22 protein-coding genes are annotated in these 20,036 nt (G+C 68.7%); 13 read left to right on the forward strand and 9 right to left on the reverse strand.

The features are described 5' to 3' along the window. Positions 1 to 133 precede the first annotated feature (133 nt). From ACIBI5_RS49270 to ACIBI5_RS49305, 8 genes are all read left to right on the forward strand, one after another. Positions 134 to 1,624 (forward strand): serine hydrolase domain-containing protein, encoded by a 1,491-nt coding sequence (locus ACIBI5_RS49270; protein WP_397257956.1) that lies wholly within the window; start codon positions 134 to 136, stop codon positions 1,622 to 1,624. A 416-nt stretch (positions 1,625 to 2,040) separates the two neighbouring features. Then, a complete protein-coding gene (locus tag ACIBI5_RS49275; RefSeq protein ID WP_397257958.1) occupies positions 2,041 to 2,949 on the forward strand; it encodes an ABC transporter ATP-binding protein in 909 nt (302 codons plus the stop codon). Positions 2,950 to 2,963: 14 nt separating this feature from the next. After that, positions 2,964 to 3,701, forward strand: a complete 738-nt coding sequence (locus tag ACIBI5_RS49280) for an ABC transporter permease (protein WP_397257960.1) — start codon at positions 2,964 to 2,966, stop codon at positions 3,699 to 3,701. Between the two features lie 13 nt (positions 3,702 to 3,714). Then, positions 3,715 to 4,962: a sensor histidine kinase gene (locus ACIBI5_RS49285; RefSeq protein ID WP_397257963.1), complete on the forward strand. Its 1,248-nt coding sequence runs from the start codon at positions 3,715 to 3,717 to the stop codon at positions 4,960 to 4,962. Next, complete coding sequence (locus ACIBI5_RS49290; RefSeq protein WP_397257965.1) at positions 4,959 to 5,594, forward strand: response regulator; 636 nt, start codon at positions 4,959 to 4,961, stop codon at positions 5,592 to 5,594. The genes ACIBI5_RS49285 and ACIBI5_RS49290 overlap by 4 nt, the downstream gene beginning before the upstream one ends. 143 nt (positions 5,595 to 5,737) lie before the next feature. After that, positions 5,738 to 6,634 (forward strand): sigma-70 family RNA polymerase sigma factor, encoded by an 897-nt coding sequence (locus ACIBI5_RS49295; protein WP_397257967.1) that lies wholly within the window; start codon positions 5,738 to 5,740, stop codon positions 6,632 to 6,634. Between the two features lie 35 nt (positions 6,635 to 6,669). Continuing rightward, positions 6,670 to 7,125 (forward strand): carboxymuconolactone decarboxylase family protein, encoded by a 456-nt coding sequence (locus ACIBI5_RS49300; RefSeq protein ID WP_397257969.1) that lies wholly within the window; start codon positions 6,670 to 6,672, stop codon positions 7,123 to 7,125. A 292-nt stretch (positions 7,126 to 7,417) separates the two neighbouring features. Continuing rightward, a complete protein-coding gene (locus ACIBI5_RS49305; RefSeq protein WP_397257971.1) occupies positions 7,418 to 7,693 on the forward strand; it encodes a hypothetical protein in 276 nt (91 codons plus the stop codon). A 142-nt stretch (positions 7,694 to 7,835) separates the two neighbouring features. Here ACIBI5_RS49305 and ACIBI5_RS49310 read toward each other — a convergent pair whose 3' ends face one another. Further along, positions 7,836 to 8,168: a MarR family transcriptional regulator gene (locus tag ACIBI5_RS49310; protein ID WP_397257973.1), complete on the reverse strand. Its 333-nt coding sequence runs from the start codon at positions 8,166 to 8,168 to the stop codon at positions 7,836 to 7,838. Between the two features lie 751 nt (positions 8,169 to 8,919). Here ACIBI5_RS49310 and ACIBI5_RS49315 point away from each other — a divergent pair. Beyond that, entirely contained in the window at positions 8,920 to 9,417 is a 498-nt protein-coding gene (locus ACIBI5_RS49315; RefSeq protein WP_397257975.1) for a hypothetical protein, read from the forward strand. Further along, on the forward strand, positions 9,414 to 9,713 hold the full coding sequence (locus tag ACIBI5_RS49320; protein ID WP_397257976.1) for a WhiB family transcriptional regulator: 300 nt from the start codon (positions 9,414 to 9,416) through the stop codon (positions 9,711 to 9,713). The genes ACIBI5_RS49315 and ACIBI5_RS49320 overlap by 4 nt, the downstream gene beginning before the upstream one ends. A 264-nt stretch (positions 9,714 to 9,977) precedes the next feature. Here the strand turns inward: ACIBI5_RS49320 and ACIBI5_RS49325 are convergent, their stop codons facing one another. The 5 genes from ACIBI5_RS49325 to ACIBI5_RS49345 all read right to left on the reverse strand — a co-directional run bounded on the left by ACIBI5_RS49325 (position 9,978) and on the right by ACIBI5_RS49345 (position 14,416). Further along, on the reverse strand, positions 9,978 to 10,520 hold the full coding sequence (locus ACIBI5_RS49325; RefSeq protein WP_397257978.1) for an RICIN domain-containing protein: 543 nt from the start codon (positions 10,518 to 10,520) through the stop codon (positions 9,978 to 9,980). Positions 10,521 to 11,546: 1,026 nt separating this feature from the next. Then, positions 11,547 to 12,731 carry a CU044_5270 family protein gene (locus tag ACIBI5_RS49330; RefSeq protein WP_397257980.1) on the reverse strand — a complete coding sequence of 395 codons (1,185 nt, stop codon included), beginning with the start codon at positions 12,729 to 12,731 and terminating at the stop codon, positions 11,547 to 11,549. Further along, on the reverse strand, positions 12,728 to 13,291 hold the full coding sequence (locus ACIBI5_RS49335; RefSeq protein WP_397257982.1) for an RNA polymerase sigma factor: 564 nt from the start codon (positions 13,289 to 13,291) through the stop codon (positions 12,728 to 12,730). The genes ACIBI5_RS49330 and ACIBI5_RS49335 overlap by 4 nt, the downstream gene beginning before the upstream one ends. Positions 13,292 to 13,399: 108 nt before the next feature. Further along, entirely contained in the window at positions 13,400 to 13,996 is a 597-nt protein-coding gene (locus tag ACIBI5_RS49340; protein WP_397257984.1) for a recombinase family protein, read from the reverse strand. A 171-nt stretch (positions 13,997 to 14,167) separates the two neighbouring features. Beyond that, positions 14,168 to 14,416, reverse strand: a complete 249-nt coding sequence (locus ACIBI5_RS49345; protein WP_397257986.1) for a DUF6262 family protein — start codon at positions 14,414 to 14,416, stop codon at positions 14,168 to 14,170. Between the two features lie 481 nt (positions 14,417 to 14,897). Here ACIBI5_RS49345 and ACIBI5_RS49350 point away from each other — a divergent pair, with 481 nt between their 5' ends. Further along, a complete protein-coding gene (locus ACIBI5_RS49350; protein ID WP_397257988.1) occupies positions 14,898 to 15,299 on the forward strand; it encodes a hypothetical protein in 402 nt (133 codons plus the stop codon). 417 nt (positions 15,300 to 15,716) lie between these two features. Then, positions 15,717 to 17,342, forward strand: coding sequence for a recombinase family protein (locus tag ACIBI5_RS49355; RefSeq protein WP_397257990.1), 1,626 nt, complete (start codon positions 15,717 to 15,719; stop codon positions 17,340 to 17,342). Here ACIBI5_RS49355 and ACIBI5_RS49360 read toward each other — a convergent pair. Next, positions 17,323 to 17,631, reverse strand: a complete 309-nt coding sequence (locus ACIBI5_RS49360) for a hypothetical protein (protein WP_397257992.1) — start codon at positions 17,629 to 17,631, stop codon at positions 17,323 to 17,325. The two genes, ACIBI5_RS49355 and ACIBI5_RS49360, sit on opposite strands and share 20 nt — an antisense overlap. Positions 17,632 to 17,758: 127 nt before the next feature. Between ACIBI5_RS49360 and ACIBI5_RS49365 the strand changes: the two genes are divergently transcribed. Next, on the forward strand, positions 17,759 to 18,022 hold the full coding sequence (locus ACIBI5_RS49365) for a DUF1883 domain-containing protein (RefSeq protein WP_397257994.1): 264 nt from the start codon (positions 17,759 to 17,761) through the stop codon (positions 18,020 to 18,022). A gap of 607 nt (positions 18,023 to 18,629) precedes the next feature. On the opposite strand, the gene ACIBI5_RS49370 is transcribed toward ACIBI5_RS49365, so the two are convergent. Together ACIBI5_RS49370 and ACIBI5_RS49375 are read right to left on the reverse strand one after the other, a co-directional pair. Then, a complete protein-coding gene (locus ACIBI5_RS49370) occupies positions 18,630 to 19,556 on the reverse strand; it encodes a DUF4287 domain-containing protein (protein ID WP_397257996.1) in 927 nt (308 codons plus the stop codon). A 52-nt stretch (positions 19,557 to 19,608) separates the two neighbouring features. Next, positions 19,609 to 19,785: a hypothetical protein gene (locus ACIBI5_RS49375; protein ID WP_397257997.1), complete on the reverse strand. Its 177-nt coding sequence runs from the start codon at positions 19,783 to 19,785 to the stop codon at positions 19,609 to 19,611. Positions 19,786 to 20,036: the final 251 nt, after the last annotated feature.

Raw genomic sequence — 20,036 nt, forward strand, 5'->3', positions numbered from 1 at the left:
CCGGGCCCTGGGCGGGGACGAAGACCAGACCTGACGAAAGCCGGGGTAGCCACCCGACGATCGCGCACTACGCCGTACCTGCGTGAACTCCTACCGTCTCCTCCTGGCAGACGGAAATCTTGGAAGGAAGTCCATGAACATGATGCGGAAGATCGCCGCGGTGGCTGGTGTGCTGCTGGCGGTGGGAGTGCCCGCGGGGCAGGCCTCGGCGGCAGCGGTGCGGACCGGTGACCTGAACGCCGGCGCGATCGACACGTACGTGCGCGACTACGTGGAACGAACCGGTCTGCCGGGCGCCGCGGTGGCGGTCACCAAGGGCGACCAGATCGTGCGGGTCGCGGGTTACGGCCACACCGCCAAGGGCGAGGCGATCACCAAGAGCACCCCGATGCCGCTGGCCTCGCTGTCCAAGTCGTTGACCGCCGTGGGAGTGCTGCGCCTGGTCGACGAGGGCAAGATCGACCTGGACGCCTCGGTGCGGTCCTACCTCCCCGAGTTCACCCTGGCCGACGCCCGCGCCACGAAGATCACCGTGCGTCAGTTGCTCCAGCAGACCTCGGGGATGAGCGACCGCAGCTTCCCCGAGCTGGCGCTCGACGCGCCGGCCACGCTCAAGGACGCCGTCGGGATGCTGTCGAGCTACCCGCTCGCCGGCGACCCGGGCGCCAAGATGGCCTACCACAATCCCAACTTCGCCGTCGCCGCGCGGCTGGTCGAGGTGGTGGCCGGGGTGCCGTTCGCCGACTACATGGCGCGGCGGGTGTTCGGGCCGCTCGGCATGAAGTCGACCGCGACCGTCAACACCACCTCGCAGCTCCCCGGCCAGGCCGCGGGCTACATCCGCGCCTACGGCCAGGTCCTGGAGCGTTCCCAGCCGAACTGGTTCATCAACGGCGGCGCCGGGGTCGTCAGCACCGCCGACGACCTGGGCCGCTGGCTGGTCGCCCAGAACGGCGGCGGCCGTGTCCTGACGGAGGAGATCCTGAAGACCACCCACACCCCCTCCGGCGTGGCCGAAAGCACCTACGCCATGGGCTGGACCGCGGGCAAGACCCTCGGCGGAGCAGCCGAGCTGCGCCACACCGGCTGGCTGCTCACCCACAACGCCGCGCAAACGCTGCTGCCCGACAGCAAGTACGGCATCGCCGTCGTCACCAACACCGGCATGGTCTCCGGCGACGACGCACTCCTGATCAGCGACGGCCTGATCGACATCCTCGAAGGCCGCGCCGACTCCGTTCAGGAGCCGTTCACCATGTCCGCGGACTACTGGCTGGCCGGCCTGAGCGCGCTCGTCCTCGGCCTCGGCGTCATGGGCGTCCTGCGGTCCGGCCGCTGGGCCCACCGCCGCGAAGGCAAGGCCGTCTGGCGGGTGGGCGTGCGGCTGGTGCCGTACCTGGTGCCGATCGCGTTCTTCTTCGGCCTGGCCGACCTGTTCGGCGTCGTCATGAACAGGGCGGGAACGCTGGAGCAGATCACCTACGTGTGGCTCGCGCTCTACGTCTTCGCCGCCGCGGGCGCGCTCAGCAGCGCCGCCGTCCTCCTCTCCCGCCTCGTCCGCCTCGTCCGCTCCCGCGCCGGCAAGCCGTCCAGCCAGCGGGACAGCGTCCTCGCGAGCGTCTGAGACCTACCCTGCCCGTCGGTGACATCCGCGAGCCGTTCGTGGACGCCGACGTAGCGGTCGCGGCGCTCACCGGCGAGGGGCACGCCCACCAGACATATGAGGTCACCGGCCCTGGCCTGCTCACCTTCGCTGACGCGGTCGCCGCCGGCCGACTCGTGAAGAGGCCATCGGGTACCACCTCCGCGGGCAGCTTCTTGATGCGATCGGTCCGAAGGCGTTCGAGGAGAAGAGGTGGCATGATCCTCGTGCCCGCTCCAGGCCGCTGGGGGCGCATCCATCGTTCGGCTGATGGTGTGGCCGTCAGGTCGATGCCGCGGCTCAACCTATCGAGTGGCCGCCGGAGCGATCCGTACCGGCGCCTTCCCCGGCATTCTCGTCGGTGTCCTGGAAGGAACGGGTGCGGAGGAGGCGGGCAGATGCCGGTCATCGAGGTAAGCAACCTGCACAAACGGTATCGCGGCAAGGTCGCGGTGGAGGATGTGTCGTTCACCGTGGAGAAGGGTGAGATCTTCGGCATTCTCGGCCCCAACGGGGCGGGCAAGACCACGACCGTGGAATGTGTGGAGGGGTTGCGCAGGCCGGACGGCGGCACGGTCCGTGTGCTCGGACTGGACCCCCAGCGTGACGACGACCGGCTGCGCAGCTGCGTGGGGGTGCAACTGCAGGAGAGCGAGTTGCCCGAGCGGCTGAAAGTCTGGGAGGCACTGGATCTGTACGCCTCCTTCTACCGCGACCCGGTGAACCCGGCGAAACTGCTCGGGGACTGGGGGCTCACCGACAAGCGGAACACTCCGTTCGGGAAGCTGTCGGGGGGTCAGAAACAGCGGCTGTTCATCGCGCTGGCGCTGATCGGCAACCCGGAGATCGCGGTGCTCGACGAGCTCACCACCGGGCTCGACCCGCAGGCGCGCCGAGGCGCGTGGGACCTGATCGAGGAGATACGGGAGCGTGGGGTCACCGTCATCCTGGTCACCCATTTCATGGAGGAAGCCGAACGGCTCTGCGACCGGATCGCGGTGTTCTGCGACGGCAGGATCGCCGCGCTGGACAGCCCGGCCGGCCTGGTGGCGAGGGTGGGGGCTGAGCAGCGCGTCCGGTTCCGCCCCTCGGCGGCGCTGCCGGACGGGCTGCTCAGCGATCTCCCCGAGGTGACGGACGTGCTCACAGCGGGCGATCACGTGGTCGTGGCCGGCAACGGCCAGGTACTGCAGGCCGTCGTCTCCACGCTGGCCCGTCACCGGATCATTGCCGCTGACCTGCGCGTGGAGCAGGCCACCCTGGAAGACGCCTTCGTCACGCTGACCGGCCGCACGTTCGAGGTCTGAGAGAGGTGGCACGGATGCGCGCACTGCGGAAACTGACCTTCACCGAGTTCAAGCTTTTCGTCAGGGCACCGGAATCGGTGTTCTTCGTGCCGGGCCTGCCGCTGTTGCTGGTGGTGGTGTTCGGCGTCATCCTGAACCCGGCGGGCACCCCTGAGGCGATGCGGAGTTCGTTGCTCAACTACTTCCCCGCCATGGTGCTGGTGCTGACCCTGGCCATCATGTCCATCCTGATCATGCCGTCCACTCTGGCCGGCTACCGGGAGAAGGGCATCCTGCGCCGGCTGGCCACCACACCGACGAAACCGGCGATGGTGCTGGTCGCCCAGCTGATCGTCAGCGGTGGCATGGCGCTGGCGACGTTGCTGCTGGTCACGCTGGCGGGCAACCTGACGTTCGGCTGGACGATGCCGAAGAACGTCACGGGAGTCGTGGTGGCATTCGTGCTCGGCGTGCTGGCGCTGCTGGCGCTCGGGCTGTTCGTCGCCTCGATCGCGAGAACCGGCAACGCGGCCACCGGCATCGGGCTGTTCGTCTTCTTCCCCAGCCTGTTTCTCAGCGGAGTGGCCATGCCGACCGAATCCATGCCTCCCGGCATCGCCCGGATCAGCGAGTACACCCCGCTCGGAGCGGCCATGCAGGGGCTGCGGGACTCGTGGAGCGGAGAATTTCCCGCGGCGAGCCACTTGATCACCCTCTTCGTCATCACCGTGGTGTTCGGCATGATCGCAGTCAAGCTGTTCCGATGGGAGTAGACGAGGGAGTCCGATGAGACCAGACCGCTTCGTCCGGCTCGTCAGCCGGGCCACGGCCACCGACCTCCGGGATCGGTGGCTGTTCCCGGCGCTGGGCGCTGCCGGGCTGGTCGTGTCCGTGGTGTTCGGCCTGCTCGCCGGGCCGGTCGACGGCCGGCGGACGGCGGGCACGCTGGGCCTGGTCGCGCTGGCACTGGGCTGGCTCTCCCTTTCGGCGTGGCTGCTGCCCAACCGTGCCGCGTACCCAAGGCTGGTACTGGTCTTCTACGCCGGGCTGCTTGCCATCGGCACCCTTCTGGTGATCAGGAGCCCGGCGTTCTTCGCGTTCTCCTGGATCGGTTACCTCTACGCGTTCGCGATGTTCGCCGCGCACTGGATTCTGGTCGCCGTGTCGGTGACGGCGATCAGCCAGTACGCCACCCTGCTCACCGTCGGCGTACCGGATAACGTCCTTGTCTACATCCTGCCGATCGGGATCTTCGTACCGGTGGCGGTGGCAGGCTGGATCGCCACGGTCGAGGACGGCAGGAAGCAGCATGCCAACCTCGCGCTGGCCGAGGCCAACCGGCGGCTCGAATCCGCGCTCGCGGAGAACGCCGGTCTGCAGGACCTGCTGCTGGTGCAGGCTCACGAGGCCGGCCAGCTGGAGGAGCGGCAGCGGCTGGCCGGCGAGATCCACGACACCCTCGCCCAGGGTCTGACCGGCATCGTCACTCACGTACGGGCGGTGCGGCAGTCCGCAGGAGAACCCGAGCGGTGGCGCTTCCACCTCGACCGAGTCGAGTCACTGGCCGCCGGCAGCCTCACCGAAGCCCGCCGCTCGGTGCTGGCGCTGCGGCCCGGCCAGCTGGAGAGCTCCCACTTGCCCGAGGCGGTGTCCAGCATGGCGCGGCGCTGGTCGGAGTCCCATGAGGTGCCGATCACGGTGGAGGTCACCGGAGACACCGTGCCGCTGCGGACCGCCATCGAGATCACCCTGTTCCGGGCCGCGCAGGAGGCGCTCACCAACGTGGCCAAGCACGCGCGGGCGACCCGGGTGGGGCTCACCCTGTCCTACTTGGGGGAGGTGGTGCTGCTTGACGTGCGTGACGACGGCGTCGGCTTCGATCCGGGCGCGGTGCGGCAACCGGGCTTCGGGTTGGAGGCCATGCGCCGGCGGCTGCATGCTGTGGGTGGCGACCTGGAGGTGGAAAGCATGACCGGAGACGGCACCGCGATCAGCGTGAGCGTCCCGCAAACAGCCGTGGAGGACCGGCCATGACCGCCGACGGCCCGATCCGGCTGCTGATCGTGGACGACCATCCCATCGTGCGGGAGGGGCTGCGCGCGGCGTTCAGCAAGAAGCCGGACTTCACCGTCGTCGGCGAAGCAGGCGACGGTGAAGAGGCCATCGCGCGGATCGCCACGTTGCGGCCGGACGTCGTGCTGATGGATCTGCGCATGCCGAAAATGGACGGCGTCACCGCCATCCGGCGACTGCTCCAGGGCAACCGGCGGTTGCCGATCCTGGTGCTCACCACGTTCGACTCCGACGCCGACGTGCTGCCGGCCGTGGAGGCGGGCGCGGTCGGCTACCTGCTCAAGGACGCACCGACCGCGGAGCTGCTCGACGCGGTGCGCGCCGCGGCCGAAGGCAGGTCGGTACTGTCGCCGTCCCTGGTCAGCAGGCTGATGAAGCAGATTCGCAGGCCGGTGCCAGGTCCGCTGAGCAGGCGCGAACTGGAGGTGCTCAAACTGGTCGCGGACGGCGCGTCCAACCGGGAGGCGGCAAGCAGGCTGTTCATCAGCGAGGCCAGCATCAAGACCCATCTGGTGCACATCTTCAACAAGCTCGGGGTACGCGACCGGGCCGGCGCGGTCGGCGAGGCATACCGCCGCGATCTGTTCGACTGACCGCCACCCCGTTCACGATCCTGTCGAGGTGATCGATCTCACGGCTCGATCAGGGCGACCAAGCGCCGCAGCCGCTCTCCTGTCACATTCGGCGCCTTCGCAGGTTCATGTCCTTGAGCCTTGACGAGGGGATGATGTGATCGATGGAGGAGACCGAGTGGCTGGCCGAGCGTTTCGAGCAGCACCGGCCCCGGCTGCGGGCGGTGGCCTACCGGATGCTGGGTTCGATGGCCGAGGCCGATGACGCCGTCCAGGATGCCTGGCTTCGGCTCGGCCGGTCCGACGCGGACCAGATCGACAACCTCGGCGGCTGGCTGACCACCGTCGTGGCTCGGGAATGCCTGCACATGTTGCGCTCCCGGCGGCGGCGGGAGGAGCCGCGTCTGCCCGAGCCGGTCGCGATCGTGGACGGCGACCTTGACCCCGAGCAGGAGGCGCTAATGGCCGACTCGGTGGGGCTGGCCTTGCTCGTGGTACTCGACCGGCTCAGTCCGGCCGAGCGGTTGGCGTTCGTGCTGCATGACATGTTCGAGCTGCCGTTCGCCGAGATCGCCGCGATCGTGGGTCGCACGCCGGCCGCCGCGCGGCAGCTGGCCAGCCGGGCTCGGCGCCGGGTGAACGGCGCCGAGGTCCCCTCGCCCGACCCGGATCTGGTGCGGCGGCGGCAGGTGGTCGACGCCTTCTACGCCGCCTCACGGGGCGGTGACTTCGACGCCCTGGTCCAGATCCTCGATCCCGATGTGGTCTGGACCTCCGACTTCGGGGCCGACGGGCAGCGTGTCGTCCGCGGCGCGCCGGCCGTGGCCAGGCAAGTCCGCGGCGCGAACGGCGGGCGGCTGCACCCTGTGCTGGTCAACGGTGTGGTCGGCGCGTTGGTCACCGTCGACGGCCGGCCGTTCGCCGCGCTGGTGTTCACCGTCGCGGGCGACCGGATCGTCGCCATCGACGGGCTCCGTGACCCCGAGCGGGTCCGCCGGTTCGCCGACGCCGCCGGGATTCCTCCGCCGCCTGTCACGTCGCCGGCACGCGAGGGCTCATAGGGGTGACACCATCTCCCAGCACCATGGAGGACACCGTGGGAGCACGGATCCCCGACGTCAACACACACCTGCCCGAGATCCAGGAGCTGGCCGGCATCCTGGTCAAGGCCACCGGCAACGGCTCAGTGCCGGCGAGCACGACCAGCTTGGTCTATCTGCGCGCAGGCCAGATCGTCGGCAGCACCTACCAGGTGATGCGGCACTCGGCCGACCTGCGAACGGCGGACGAGTCCGAGGCCAGGATCGCCGCCGTGGCGACCTGGTGGGACGCGCCGTACTTCACCGATGCCGAGCGGGCCGCGCTGGCGCTGACCGACGCCGTCTTCCGGCCCGGCGCGCGTGGCGAGGAACGGGTACCGGACGACCTGTACATCGAGGTCGCCAAACACTACGAAGACAAGGCGATGGCCACTCTGATGATGGTGCTCGCCTCGGCCGGCTTCTGGATGAACATCGCGCTCATCCAGAAGCCGCCACCCATGCCGACCTGACCACGAGGTCACTCCGCGAGCCCTGCGGGCAAGTGCCACGTCTGGCCAGATCGACCACTACCAGAGACCGTCACACGGCTGGTCCGTCTGCCGTCACCCCACCATCGACGCCAAGGCTGCCGGCCCGCACTCCCCCTGGCCGCCAGTCCCTCCCAGGTAGAGGCCCCAGCTTGGCGGTGTCAGACGGCAGGTGTCCTCGCCGCGCAGGCCGTCTGACATCCCCATCACGGATCCGGCAGGCAGAAACCACCGGCTGCCCTGACTCTGGCTTCTGGCCGGTGTCCCCCCCTCGATGGCCTGCTCCCCTGCGACCGCTGTCTCCCGGGACGTCCCTGCGCGTGTCCATGCTGATGGCCCCGAGTGTCCCGCGGGGTGGCGGGGATATCCGCTACTGCCGGCCCGCTCCGCTCACGAGCACACCGTCCGCGCGCGCGATGCCGTACGGGAGAGCTACCGCGGCGCCGCCGTCGACCTGCGCGATGAGATCCCGCCCGAGGCCATCGCCGCCGTTCTGGAGGCGCACCGCGCCGAGCTCGCCCGCCTGGCCGAAGGCACCGGCGCCTGGTAGATGGCCCAATCATCGTTGATGTTCGATGGGCCATGGGACGCACTTCTCACGCTCACCCCAACTCGCGGCTCACCGTGCCAGCGAGCAGGAGGGCCAGCGCCCCCGCCCGCCCGAAGGACCTCGCGGACGGCGGTATGGGCTTTCAGGGCTGGTACGGCGGGGGCGGGCCGGTGGGCAGGTCGCGTTCGGAGAACATGTCGATCAGGCGGCGCACCGGCAGGTCGGCTTCGGTGGGGTAGCGCAGGTGCTGGTCGGGGTTGAGGGTGTAGCGATCGTGCCGGCCGACGCGTTCGCGGGTGAGGCAGCCGGCCTCGTGCAGGTCGTGGACGATCACGTGCACGATGCGTTCGGTGATGCCGATGGCGGCGGCGATCTCGCGCCGGCGGGCTTCGGGGTTGCGGGCGATCTCCAGCAGCACCCGGGCGTGGTGGGTCAGGAACGTCCACCCAGGGACAGGGCGACCGGGCGACAGCATGACGCTCCCCCTTCCCGTGCCGATGACGGATGTCGACGGACAGCTCGAACAACGCATCAGCCCGCGACGTCAAGCAGGCGTAAACGTCGTTCCGGAACCGGGATAACACCCTGCGGGGCTCGACATGAGCGACCTGGTTCAGCACACTCACCCTTACGGCCTTGGACTAGCAGCCTCTATCCACCACGCTGGCTGATGAGCAGAGGCATTCCGGTGTGCGTGCCCCGATCGCGCCAGCTTGCCAGTCTGAGTGATCACGGTTGGCGCCAGACCTGTCCGGTGCTGTCACATCGCAACAGTGACGAAGCGCACTATGCGCGGCAAGAAGAGATGCATACATGATCTGGTCGTCGACCAACGGATTAAGAGTTTGCTTGATCGATGTCTGCCGGTGTCGAGTCGTGGCGATTCGTACCACCATTTACGTGATTGTCATTAGCGGGATGCCGGGGCGTGCCGCTGCGTATCGGCCTGTGCCGCGTACACCCGAGCAACCATCGAGGAATCAGCGTCCTTGACGTTCGGTTCTGTACGGCCGACGCCAGCGTATCTTGCGTCTCCTCGGTCCAAACCCGAGACCACTTTGAAGACTTTGGTCCAAAGAATACCTCTACGCAGGGTAATTCGCGCTCCTAACGCATGAGTTGCACTACGTGACGTCCAAGTATAGAAGCTGAGCATCCGCTCAAACCAGGCTGAGCGTTCGCTCAGACGAGGGCGATTGACATTGAATAGCTCTAGGTCAGGCTTGGTGGACGAATTTTCGGCACCCGCAGAGCCGTGTGACCTCGCCATCGAAGCCGCGACCATGTGCGCCCGCTGCCGCACCACCGGTCTCGACCCCGCCGCCTACCACCCGCTCATCGGCGCCGCGCTCGCCCTCGGCGCCACCCCCGCCGCCGGCGCCGACGGGCCCTACCGCAGCGACACCGACCTTATCGATGACCTCGTCGACCTGATCTCCGGCGTGCACGAGCACCGGGCGGCCCTGCAGGCGCTGACCACGCAGGTCCTGTGCGCCCGCGCCCTGGCCGGCCGCAGCAACAACGCGGCGGAGGCGGCCGACTGCGAGGCCGCCGCGGAGATTCTCGCCGACACAAGCAAGCGCTTGAATGCCGCTCTGTCGCGGCTGGCCGCGGTCCCCGCGCAGCTGGGCGAGACCTACGAGGCCGCCTACACCCTCGTCGCCGCCGGCCGTCATCTCCCGCACGACGGCCGCTGGATCACCGGACAGGACATGCCGCCATGACCCGCGACTGGGAAGCCGCCGCCCTGTGCGCCCAGGCCGACCCCGAGGCGTGGTTCCCCGCCAAGGGCGAACACGCCGTGACGGCCCGGGGGATCTGCCGCCGCTGTCCCGTCCGGGAGCCGTGCCTGCAAGACGCACTCGCCGACGACGAGCCGTCCGGCATCCGCGGCGGCCTCGGCCCCCGAGAACGCCGCCGCCTGAAGACCCGACGCTCCGCGGCCCCCGCAACCCCATGCACGCCGGCGACCGCCACCAGGCGCTCGCCGATCACCAACACCAGAGAGGCAGTCACATGACGCGCACTACGGCCCCCCTCGCGATCGCCGCCGCGGCGGCGATCGCCCTGACCCTCACCGCCTGTGCAACGGCCGAGGCCTCCACCGAGCCCGCCCCGGCCCCCGCGCCCGCCGGCGTGGTCTTGGAGGATCGTGGGCACGAGCTCCTGATTGCCCAGGACGACGGCGAGTTCGTCGTCGTACCGCGCACGCCCGAGCAGCTGCTGTGCTTCCCGGGCGCTCGCACTCCCGGCTGCCTGTTGCTGACCGTGCCTGCGGTGTCGCTCAACTCCAAGGCACCACTGCCCAGAAATGGTCAGGATGGTCGCCGCAAGGCCACTGGATCACTTCTGCTCCATCGCCGAGTTTCGCGTCGCGGACGGCTACACACTGCCCGGTGTGGTAGTTGATGATCTGATACCTCCCGTCGGCGTACTGCTGGAAGCGCCAACGATGGTCGCGGATACGCGCATCACAGGGCCATTGAATGAGCTGTGTGTTGGGCGCGTGGGTGCCGCCGGGAACGGCCAGGCATTTCCCGCTTCTTCCGTTGAAGATGATGAAGAAGCCGGGTGACCCGGGTACGGGCTCCAAGAACCATCGGTGGTCGGAATTGGGGTCCCACGTGTTACAGCCCCATTGCAGAATTAAGGCGCCGTCGCTCTGTGACGGGCCTTGGACGCCCAGGCATCTGCCGCTGTGCTTGTTTTGATAGAGGGCGGGGCCCCAATGAGGGTCAGTCGACCGCGCCGAAGCCGAGCCTGCCTGCGGAAGAGCTACGAGCATCGCCGCCACCAGAAACAGCGCGCTCACCAGCTTTCGGGTCATGAATCTCATCCCTCCGAGATCGAAGCCGATTTTCCCTGAGCATGCTGCGGAAACGGTTGACAGGCTTCGGAGGGCCGACGCCAATCAATCAATTCTGAACAACGACGCCGGGTGTCCTGATCCTGGGCAGCACCTCAGCCTGGCTGCTCGTCGGCCAGCCGCTGCACCAGCGTGGCCGCCCGAGCAGTTGCTGTGCTTCCCGGGCGCTCGCACCCCCGGCTGCATGCTGCTGACCGTCCCGCTGACGCGCTGACGCCCCTGTCGGTGGCCGCGGCTACCCCGCCGACTGATCAAGGGCTCTGCGGGCCCGTACTTTCCGCCGGGTGACATGACCGTAATGTGGGACCGCCCGGGAGATAGCACGGAGGTCACGCCATTTCCTGACTTCACCACCATGGACCTTTCTCGGGCGGGTCCAATGGGGCCATGCCATCTCGCCATCCGCGGCCTCCTGCACGTCAGGTCATCGCGACAGCGAACGCCGCCCGCGCCCGCCGCGCAGCCAGGACCCTACCGCCCGCTCCGGCGCCCGCCGCCCCGTGCTCGCAGCGGTGGACGCGGCACCTCCTGTGGCTTCTTCCGCTGCTCGGCTTGATCACGTGCGCGGTCGCGGCAACGGTGATGTCGAACCTCCCGGACTGGGGACGATGGACCCTGGCCGGGACTGCCCTCGCTGGCATCTCCGTACTCGGCCTCGCTTTACTCATCGGACCCGCCGCACGCCGCCTAGCTGGCGAACGCCGCCCCCTCACCGACACCGAACGCCAGCAGATGACCGCGACTGAGCGACTCGAAGCCGTCAACACCGAGGAAACTGGTTGGTGACCACAAGGCCTCAGCCTTCGCCGACAGTCTCGGGCCTGGAAGTCCAGCAGGCCAGCTGATCCATGCAGGGGGCCGAAGGCCGCATGAGCGCCGTTGTTGTCCCTGCAGAGATCCAGAACTACCTGAACGCGCCTGTCGGCTGAGTCGTCTACCGCGCAGACCCCGGTCACGCGCTCATCGCCGCCGGGGTCGGCACCCCTTTCATTCCCCCTTCTTGCACCCCTTCGGTGGAGAAGCCGGCGGCCTGGTCCAGCCCGACTCGAGGCCGCGGGCGTGGTAGCTCATGACCTCACCCTTGGTCGCCCCCAGTGCGGTGCGGGCCGCATAGGAAACGCGCGAGAGCGTCTCCCCCGTCCCCGGGTCGAGGATCTGCCTGTTGTAGACCGGCAACTCCTTGCCCGGCTTGTTGGAGTACACCAGGTTGCCTCCCGCTCCGCCGAAGTCCACCGATATGCCCCTTCTGCCTAGCGGATCCGTCACTGTGCCCACGACCTTGGTGGTCGGCAGACTGGCCAGGACGCTGATGATCGCGGCGCGCTGGGCAGGGCTGAGCGGCATGCCCAGGAGATTCACGGTGGTCGGCAGGAACTTCTCGAAAGGCTGCGTGAAGCCGCGGCCGTTCCAGATCTCGTGGTAAGCGCGAAGCTGCTTCAGGAGCGCGGCCGGATCAGTGGGGATCGCCGCCAGGTCCGCCATGCTGAAATCGTTGACCGTTTTGTCGGGATAGGTTCCCGTGGGATCCATTCTCAAGGTGTACCTGCAGTCCTTCGGCTCGGCGGCGACCGGAATCGAACCGCACGGCCCGCTGGTCTCGCAGTGGCCCTTGACCCGGGCGGGAGCTCCCGCCGCCCGCCAGGCTCGCTCGTCCTCGGCCGTGGCCGGGCGGGCGCTGTCCTGCCGCCACCACTGCGTGAGCACCGGATCAGCCGGGTCGCGCGGCTGCCAGGTCTCGCGGCGGCCGACCACCACGAGCCTGTAGCCACCGGTAGACAGGTAATTGCCGTCGATCCTCACCTCGCGCCAGTAGGCACCGCTCTCTGCGGGGAGCTTCTTGATCCTGTCGGCCAGGTCGAACAGTTCCTGGTTGGTTCTCGGTGGCTTGAGCACAGCAGGGGCTGGTGCCAGGCTCGTCACCAGCGCGAAGACCAGCGCCACGACCGCGGCCGTGGACAGCGGCGCCCACAGGACCCACAGGCGGGACCGGGCCCGCGAGGCTGGGTCGGCCAGCAGGGTCCGCCTCGGGCGCGATCGCCTGCGCGAGGGTTCTTGTGGCGCCTCGGCGGTGGCCATGAACAGCATGTCGTCAGCGGAGATGCGTGATCCGCGGTCCAGCGAAGCCGGGCGGGCCATGGCGAGCAGATCCGTCGCGTCGAGCTTGCGGCTCATCGCAGTTTCCTTCCTGGAACGGTCACGGGCTTTCGGGACGGGGTGGTACCGGTGGCTTCGATCGCCGACTGCAGTCGGCGGCGCGCTCGATGCAAGCGGACGAAGAAGGCGGCCTTGGTGCAGCCGAGTACCTCGGCCGCTTCCGTGGTGGATAGGCCATGCCAGGTGGTCAGGGTCAGGATCTCTTTGTCGGCTTCGGATAAGCCGGCCAGGGCGCGGAGTACGGCGACGCGCTCGGTGGCGTGTTCCCCCACGTCGGTGGCCGCCTCTTCCATCCACGTGCGCAGTTCAGCTTCCAGAGATTCGCGCCGGGCGGCCCGCCGGAAGTTGTCGCGCAGAATGTTGCGAGCGACGCGGAGGAGCCATGGCAACGGCGCGTGGTCGGGGAGGCTGTCCAGACGCCGCCAGGCCACCAGGAAGGTCTCGCTGACCACTTCCTCCGCGAGTTGATGTCCGGCGCGACTTGCCGCATAGCCGTACACCCGCGCTTGGTAGGTGTTGTAGAGCGCGGTGAAGCGCTCATGGGGGTTTGGCAAGCCGGTTCCTTCGGTCGGGGACAAACGTTCATTGAGCAAGTGGTCCGAAGGAGGGCTTTCTTACATCCCCATTCCGCATCTTCCCAACAGTTCGGCCTCGGGCCCCTGCCAAGACCCGACCCCGCGTCCCGCCTACGCCCTCTCCGGGGGCTTCTTCGGCTGGCGGCGTACGGCGTCGACCTTCAGGTGCCCGTACACCGTGGAGCGCGGCACTCCGAACAAGTCCGCGATCTGCTGGACGGTCTTGTCCCGCGTGTCGTACAGCTGCTGGGCGAGGGCTGCCTGGTCGGTGGTGAGCTTGGGCCGACGTCCACCGACCCGGCCGCGGGCACGGGCGGAGGTCAGGCCGTCTATCGTGTTGGCGACGATCAGCTCGCGCTGCAACTCGGCCAGGACCGACAGCATGCCGAACATCGCCCGGCCCTCCATCGTGTCGGTGTCGATGCCCTGCTCGATCACATGCAGCCCCACCCCGCGCATCCGCAGGTCCGCCCCGAGGGTGACCAGGTGCAGGACCGAGCGCGACAGCCGGTCCAGCCGGGTGACCTTCAGCGTGTCGCCCTCGCGCAGCAGCTTGAGGACCAGATCGAGGCTGGGCCGGGAGGCCTTGGCGCCACTGACCTTGTCCAAATGGATGTCATTGCGGTCGACGCCCGCGCGCAGCAGCGCGTCGATCTGATGGTCGGGGTTCTGGTCGGCGGTGCTGACCCGCGCGTAGCCGAAGAGCACTGTCGAAATCTACTCCACGTACCGTTCACCGACATTGATTTCCGACACGAGTTATCGACAGCACCCACCTGCGGTTCCGTGACCGCCTTGGCGAGTGTCGACAGACGGTCGTTATTCGACACTGAGATGACCAAGCCAGCAACCACAAAGAGTAGCGATGGTTACGAAGAGCTACTTTGCCTCTAGTGACGGCGACCCGAGCGCCAGGCCGTTTTGGCGGAGACGTTCGATCTCAGCTCGAAGGTCGGGCTGGGTGTAGAGCCAGGAGCGGGAGATCCCTGCGGTGCGGGCGACGGCCTCGAAGGAGATTGGCGTGTCGGGGGTGTGCAGTTCGCGGAGCGCCGGGACGGCCTTGGAGCGGGTCAGTTCGTGGCGTCGCCGGGCGGCGGCGATGATCGGTGCGGTGTTGTGACGAAGCATCGGCCGTCTCCTGGTTTGGGCAGTCGTCGTCGAGCGCGGTGATGATCTTTTCCAGGTTGTCGGCGACTCGCCGGTTCATCTCGACCATGCGGGTCTGGCCGCGAGCCTCGGCTGCGGTGATCAGCTGTATGACTTGCTGGCGGTGGGCGCGACGCTGGGGCAGGAACTCGGCGGTGGTGATGAAAGTCGGGCAGGTCAGGCAGGAGTTGGCGTGCGGACACCGTCCGCGCCCGCGACGCCGTACAGGAGAGCTACCGCGGCGCCGCCGTCGCCCTGCGCGATCAGCTGCCGCCCGAGGCGATCGCCGCCGTATTGGAGGTGCACCGCGCCGAGCTCGCCCGCCTGAACGCGCTACCAATCAATCTCAAGCGCCTGCGTCTCGCGGGAGGTCAGGACGCGTGCGGCGAAAAAGCGAATCAAAAGCGGCGCTCGCTATCTTCAGTACGATCACACACCCGCTTCTCCGATGGGAAACACTTCCATGAAGAAAAGCACAACGGCATCGATGGTTGCCGCGTCGGCATTAGCGGCATTCGCCATTCTCCCCAGCCAGGCGGCCTCGGCGGGAACATGGACCTGCACGATTGCCCCCACCTACACCAACTGCAACGTAGGATACATAGCCGCGTCTCAGAATGTCATCTGGACCGAGGTCCGCAACTGCTATTACACCGCAATCGGCTCTTCGGTGACGTGGAAGCTCATTGATGTCGGCAACGGCGTAGCAGTGGCCCGCGGCACGGTGCCATGGGGCAAGCAGTTCCAAAAGACGACAACTGGACTCTATTCCGACTACGTCCTCAAGATTTACGGAAATCCCGGCTCGCGCGGCAAGATTGCCAACACCAACCCCAACTGGGGCGGAGGCTGGAGCGACTGCTGACGAAGGGATCCATCGGCACAAGCTGACAACTCCCACCACGTTGTCCAGGCCGCCTGTCGCTAGCCCCAAGAACCCGTGAACTGGCCGCGTCGCGGCGCGGCCAGCCGGCTTCGCGCCGCTCATGACCTGAGGCAACACGGCCCAGCGCAAATCAGTGGCGAACACGTGCATCCAGTCACCGCGCCCAAGCCACTCGCCGCCTCGAATGCTCCCCATCACGATCCGCCAGTGGACCCGCGCACACCCTCGGCCGAGCGGGCCGCGAGCAGGCGTACGACTACGACAACCTCCAGTTCGTCATATCCCTGGCCGGGCAACTCGACCCGCCTCGCGTGGAGGTTGGCGGCGTCGCATGGCTGTCCGTCCTCGATGTCGACGATGCGCAGGAGTCCGCAGACTTCTCCGTATCGGGTCGCCTTGTCGACAAAACGGCGCGCCCTGCGCGCGGCCGGACGCAGCAGCCGGATCCGCGACGTCGGCCGCCGCCTGGCTGATCTCAGCGACCTGCAGCGGCGCGCGGACGCCGCGGCGGCCGCCATCCGCCGGGTCGTCGACCGGCGCCTGCACCGCTACAACGAGCTGCCCAGCCGCGCGGACTGGCCCGGCCGGCTCCGCCAGGCGCTGAGTGCCGACGACCTGCCCGCCGTGCTGGAATGCCTGCGCCGGGCCAGTTTCCGCGAGATGGACTACGGCCCGCACCACGAACTGCAGGCCGAGGTGGCCGCCCTGTGGCGGGCATCGGCACAGGCCCGCTACGACGTTGAACGCGCCCGCCTGGACGCCCGCTACGGCCCCGAACCCGACGAGGTTGGCGAGCCCGAGGAGGTTGGCGACGTCGGCGACGCGGACGTCCAGGACGTGAGGCAGGACGTCCAAGGCGTCCCCGAGGACGTCCCAGCTCCCACCCGAGACACCGGACCCGCGGGCCGAGCCTTCGACGACAGCGACTGGTGCCTGTGGCGCGAAGACGGCGAGTGGAGCCTGCAGGGCCCGGACGGCGTGATCGACATCGACGGGTTCGGCTTCATCGGCGGCATCGCCGCCCGCAACGTGGCCGGCGCCAAGGCCGCCACGGCGGCCGCGATTGAAAAGCTGACCGGCCGCCGGGTCACCGGCTGGGACCCCGACGAATCCAGCCGCTCCATCCACGGCACGTCGTCGTGGTACCCGTGCACAGACATCCTGCGGGTCGAAGCCCGCGACTGCCCGATGACGGCCTGCGCGGCCCCGGCCGGCTCCCCCTGCCGTACCGGGCGGGGGAAGGTGGCAGTCGGCTACCACACCGCCCGCTTCCGGCAGATGCCTCATCTGGCCAAGGCGCTGAGCGTCGCCGTGCCGCCGGTGCGCAAGCCGGGCACCGGATGGGTCGAGCTGCCCCGCCCCGCCGTCGGCGCCGAGATCAGCGATCATGCGCGGGTCGGCTACGCCCGCGCCTCCACCGTGCGCCAGTCACTGGACACCCAGCTCGACTCCCTCGCGGCCGCCGGCGTCACCCGGGTGTTCGCGGAGAAGATCTCCACCCGGGCCACCGTGCGGCCCGAGCTCGACAAGGCCATCACCCTCGCCCGCGAGATGCGCGCCACCGGGGTCGCGGTCACCCTCGTGGTGCACGAGCACAAACGGCTCGGCCGCGGCCTGGAGCTGGCGGCGCTGGCCGAACAGCTCAAGGCGGCCGGCATCGGCCTACAGTTCCTCACCGGCGAACTGCAGGGCAGCCACGACCCGTCCGGGGTGGTGTTCACCGTGCTGGCCGCCCTGTCGGGGATGGAGCGCGAGTACATCCGCGACCGCACCCTGGAAGGCCACGAGTCCGCCCGCGCCCGCGGCAAGGCCATTGGCGGGGCCAGCGTCGTCGACGAGGCGATGCTGTCCATGGCCCTGCACCTGCGCGGCCAGGGCGCCAGCCTGCGCGACATCGCCGCCAAGCTCGTCATCACCTCCGGCGCCAAGAAGGGCCAGCACCCCTCCGCCGCGACCGTGCTGCGGATGCGAAGATCGTGCGCCCGGGGCGCAGGCGCGGCGGTCAGCGCAGTGGTTCGGTAGCGGTCGGCGCCGCGTCGTGGCCGGCGGTGGGCGGAGGTTCGGCGGGCTCTGCGGGTTCTACGCTGGCGGTCACCGTGGTGCCGTACAGCCGGGCGGCCTCGAACATGGTGGTGATGACGTGGCCGGCGTGCTCGGCGACCACGTCGGCGCGCAGGCGGCTGTGCCAGCTGTAGGTGCCCGGATCGTAGGTCATCACCGTTTTGATCAGGGCGACCTGACGCTCGAACTGCCCCGGGGGCAGGTCACGGTTGGCGGCAGCGAACAGCACGATGTCGTGGATGGTGTCCATGACCTCTTGTACGCCGCGGCAGCGACAAAAAGCTGGGCAGGCGGGTCCCCGGCGCATGCCCTTCCGGCGCGTCGACGCCCCTGCCCCGGGCTTTCGAGTTATGGCCTGGCCGGGTTACCAATGAGGTATGCAGCACCTCTACTGGGACCTTGGTTCCGTCGCGTTCGGCGCCCGCTTCGAGGTGGAACTGCGCGGCTCGGCCTGCCGGGTGTGTCTGATGGATGCCGAGGAGTACCAGGCCTACCTCGACAAGGACGCCTACGAGTACTACGGCGGCTTCTTCGACGCCAGCCCCGTCGTGCTGGAGGTGCCCTACGACGTCGACTGGTACCTGGTCGTCAACAGCTACAGCGGCAGGGTGAAGGTCTGGGTCAGCCAGCTCTTCGACTGAACACCTCCGCAGGGGCCGCCCGGCACCCGCGTGTCCCGGCCGCCGATGTCGCCCATCACCACGCCGGGGTGCTGACCGCTCTTCCCGCCCTGGCACGGGAGGGACACGCGGCCGTGCTGTTCGCCGGCGAGATCAGCGACGACTTCACCGCCCAGATCACGATCCGCCGCGGGACCTCGGCTCGTACGCCGGCGCGTCGACGCGGGCTGGGATGGCCAAGTTCGTCATCGGCGCTCGGGAGCGGGGGGACCGCTTCGTCGGGGGGCACCTTCGCGCGCGCCATCATGACGGCACGCTCAAGCCTGTGGGCCGTGACACGACGCCTGGAGCCACCTCGGCTCACCCGCCACCCACAAGGCTGCCGTCCTGATCGCCCCCTGGTCGGGGCTGCTGCAGGGGGCTGAGGCGCATCTGCGGCACGTGGCGCAGGATCCGGTCACCGACCTTGAGGTGGCCGGCGAACTGCGGAAGGTGATCGAGGCGTGGGACGCCCGCCAGGCGGAGCCGGCTGGCCTCGGGTAGGGCGTCGAGGTCAGGGCGATGTGGCTCGGCGGCCGCCGGATGCCGAGCGGCGGATCCCGGTCAGGGTGCGGGCCGCGCTCCAGATCTACCCTGTCGCTTCCTCTCCTGGGCTGGAGAACCTTTCCACGGCAGAAGGCTGTTGTACGGGGCTGGGACCGACGGCGTTGCAGGCCTGGAGATGGTTCAGCACGGTATGGGGGTCAGCTACCAGGTGTGGGTTCTGTCGTAGAAAGCTGATCTCCTTCGGGCTGAGGTCACGCACGCTGAGCGTGTCGTTCACTTTCACCAGCAAAAGCGCACCGACCTGGATGACCGCGGCAGCGTGCGATTCCGTCGCGGCGATGAGCGTGGCCGCCGCGGATGCCTTCGCGTCATCGACCTTGGCTTGCTCGGCGTCGACGGCACGGAGTTGCAGGGCCCGTTTGACCTCCACGCCGACTTCCTTGCCGAGATCGGAGGCGGCCGCGTCCCTCAGGTCGCGACGACGGGCTCGTAACCAGTAGGCCACTGACCCCAGGATCGGACCGCGGCTGGTGACCACTTCGAGGTCGAAAGCCCCCAGCAGCCATTCCGTGGCCTCGACGACGTCGAACGCTGCTTCGGGCCCGGCTGTATCACCGGAGAGGTAGATCAGCAGGGAGGTGTCGGATGTGGCCCATTCCTCCGGCAGGTCGGTGAGGCTCTGCTCGACCATCGAGGCCAGCACGGTGGCGAAGGCGGGCGCCTGCGTGTCCGCTTGCTGCGACCTCCGCAAACCTCTGCCGGACTCGTCGTGGTCTGGGTCTGCGTGGTGTCGACGGCGCCGCTCGTGCTCATGGACGATGGCGACCGCGTAGGCGCCTGTGAGCCCGTGCTCGTTGACGAGCCAGTTGACGCGTTCCTCGACACGCAGGAAGGAGGGCCCGTTGTCGATCTTGCGGAACCACTCGGGGAGGTCCCTGCCGGTGATCTGCGGAATGCGAGCCAGCAGTCTGGCTTCGGCATCGCGCTGATGATTCTTTCCCTTGGTCATCAAGAACGTCCTTTCGGCAGAGCAACCAACCGAGTGCGGGACAGACCGACCCTTACTGTGGCACACCGCGTGCTGGCGAGCCGCGGACCCCGGCCAGGCTGGCCAGGACGGTGGCGTGGGCATGTTCGGTGACGAGCGCCTGGTGCTCGCGGCCGGCCTCGGCGATCCGGGTGGTCAGCCGCGCGGTGCGGGCGGCCAGCTCGGCGAGCTCGTGCTCCCATCCAGTCACAGAAGCGGCGCCCGGGGTCGACCGCCCGCCCGTCGCCATCGCTGGCCAGGGTGGCGAGGTCGGTGTAGGCGTGGGCCAGGTCGGTGGTGAGGGCGGACAGCAGAGCGACGTCGTCGGCCAGGCGCTGCCGTACCCGGCCAGACGCTGGGCGGTCTAGGCGGCCTGGCGGCAGCGCATGGTGCAGAAGCGGGCCGGGCGGCCGGTGGCGGCAGGCTGCAGCGGCGTGTCGCACACCGGGCACCGCACGGCGG

It is taken from the genome of Nonomuraea sp. NPDC050540, assembly GCF_044457485.1.
Classification (GTDB): domain Bacteria; phylum Actinomycetota; class Actinomycetes; order Streptosporangiales; family Streptosporangiaceae; genus Nonomuraea.

Bases quoted from the DNA above. Each gene is read 5' to 3' on its own strand.
- ACIBI5_RS49345 (WP_397257986.1), bottom strand. From the start codon at position 14,416: ATGCTTCGTCACAACACCGCACCGATCATCGCCGCCGCCCGGCGACGC.
- ACIBI5_RS49370 (WP_397257996.1), bottom strand. From the start codon at position 19,556: ATGACCAAGGGAAAGAATCATCAGCGCGATGCCGAAGCCAGACTGCTG.
- ACIBI5_RS49325 (WP_397257978.1), bottom strand. From the start codon at position 10,520: ATGACCCGAAAGCTGGTGAGCGCGCTGTTTCTGGTGGCGGCGATGCTC.
- ACIBI5_RS49350 (WP_397257988.1), top strand. From the start codon at position 14,898: ATGAAGAAAAGCACAACGGCATCGATGGTTGCCGCGTCGGCATTAGCG.
- ACIBI5_RS49295 (WP_397257967.1), top strand. From the start codon at position 5,738: ATGGAGGAGACCGAGTGGCTGGCCGAGCGTTTCGAGCAGCACCGGCCC.
- ACIBI5_RS49280 (WP_397257960.1), top strand. From the start codon at position 2,964: ATGCGCGCACTGCGGAAACTGACCTTCACCGAGTTCAAGCTTTTCGTC.
- ACIBI5_RS49305 (WP_397257971.1), top strand. From the start codon at position 7,418: ATGGCCTGCTCCCCTGCGACCGCTGTCTCCCGGGACGTCCCTGCGCGT.
- ACIBI5_RS49290 (WP_397257965.1), top strand. From the start codon at position 4,959: ATGACCGCCGACGGCCCGATCCGGCTGCTGATCGTGGACGACCATCCC.
- ACIBI5_RS49330 (WP_397257980.1), bottom strand. From the start codon at position 12,731: ATGAGCCGCAAGCTCGACGCGACGGATCTGCTCGCCATGGCCCGCCCG.
- ACIBI5_RS49320 (WP_397257976.1), top strand. From the start codon at position 9,414: ATGACCCGCGACTGGGAAGCCGCCGCCCTGTGCGCCCAGGCCGACCCC.
- ACIBI5_RS49270 (WP_397257956.1), top strand. From the start codon at position 134: ATGAACATGATGCGGAAGATCGCCGCGGTGGCTGGTGTGCTGCTGGCG.
- ACIBI5_RS49285 (WP_397257963.1), top strand. From the start codon at position 3,715: ATGAGACCAGACCGCTTCGTCCGGCTCGTCAGCCGGGCCACGGCCACC.
- ACIBI5_RS49310 (WP_397257973.1), bottom strand. From the start codon at position 8,168: ATGCTGTCGCCCGGTCGCCCTGTCCCTGGGTGGACGTTCCTGACCCAC.
- ACIBI5_RS49360 (WP_397257992.1), bottom strand. From the start codon at position 17,631: ATGGACACCATCCACGACATCGTGCTGTTCGCTGCCGCCAACCGTGAC.
- ACIBI5_RS49365 (WP_397257994.1), top strand. From the start codon at position 17,759: ATGCAGCACCTCTACTGGGACCTTGGTTCCGTCGCGTTCGGCGCCCGC.
- ACIBI5_RS49275 (WP_397257958.1), top strand. From the start codon at position 2,041: ATGCCGGTCATCGAGGTAAGCAACCTGCACAAACGGTATCGCGGCAAG.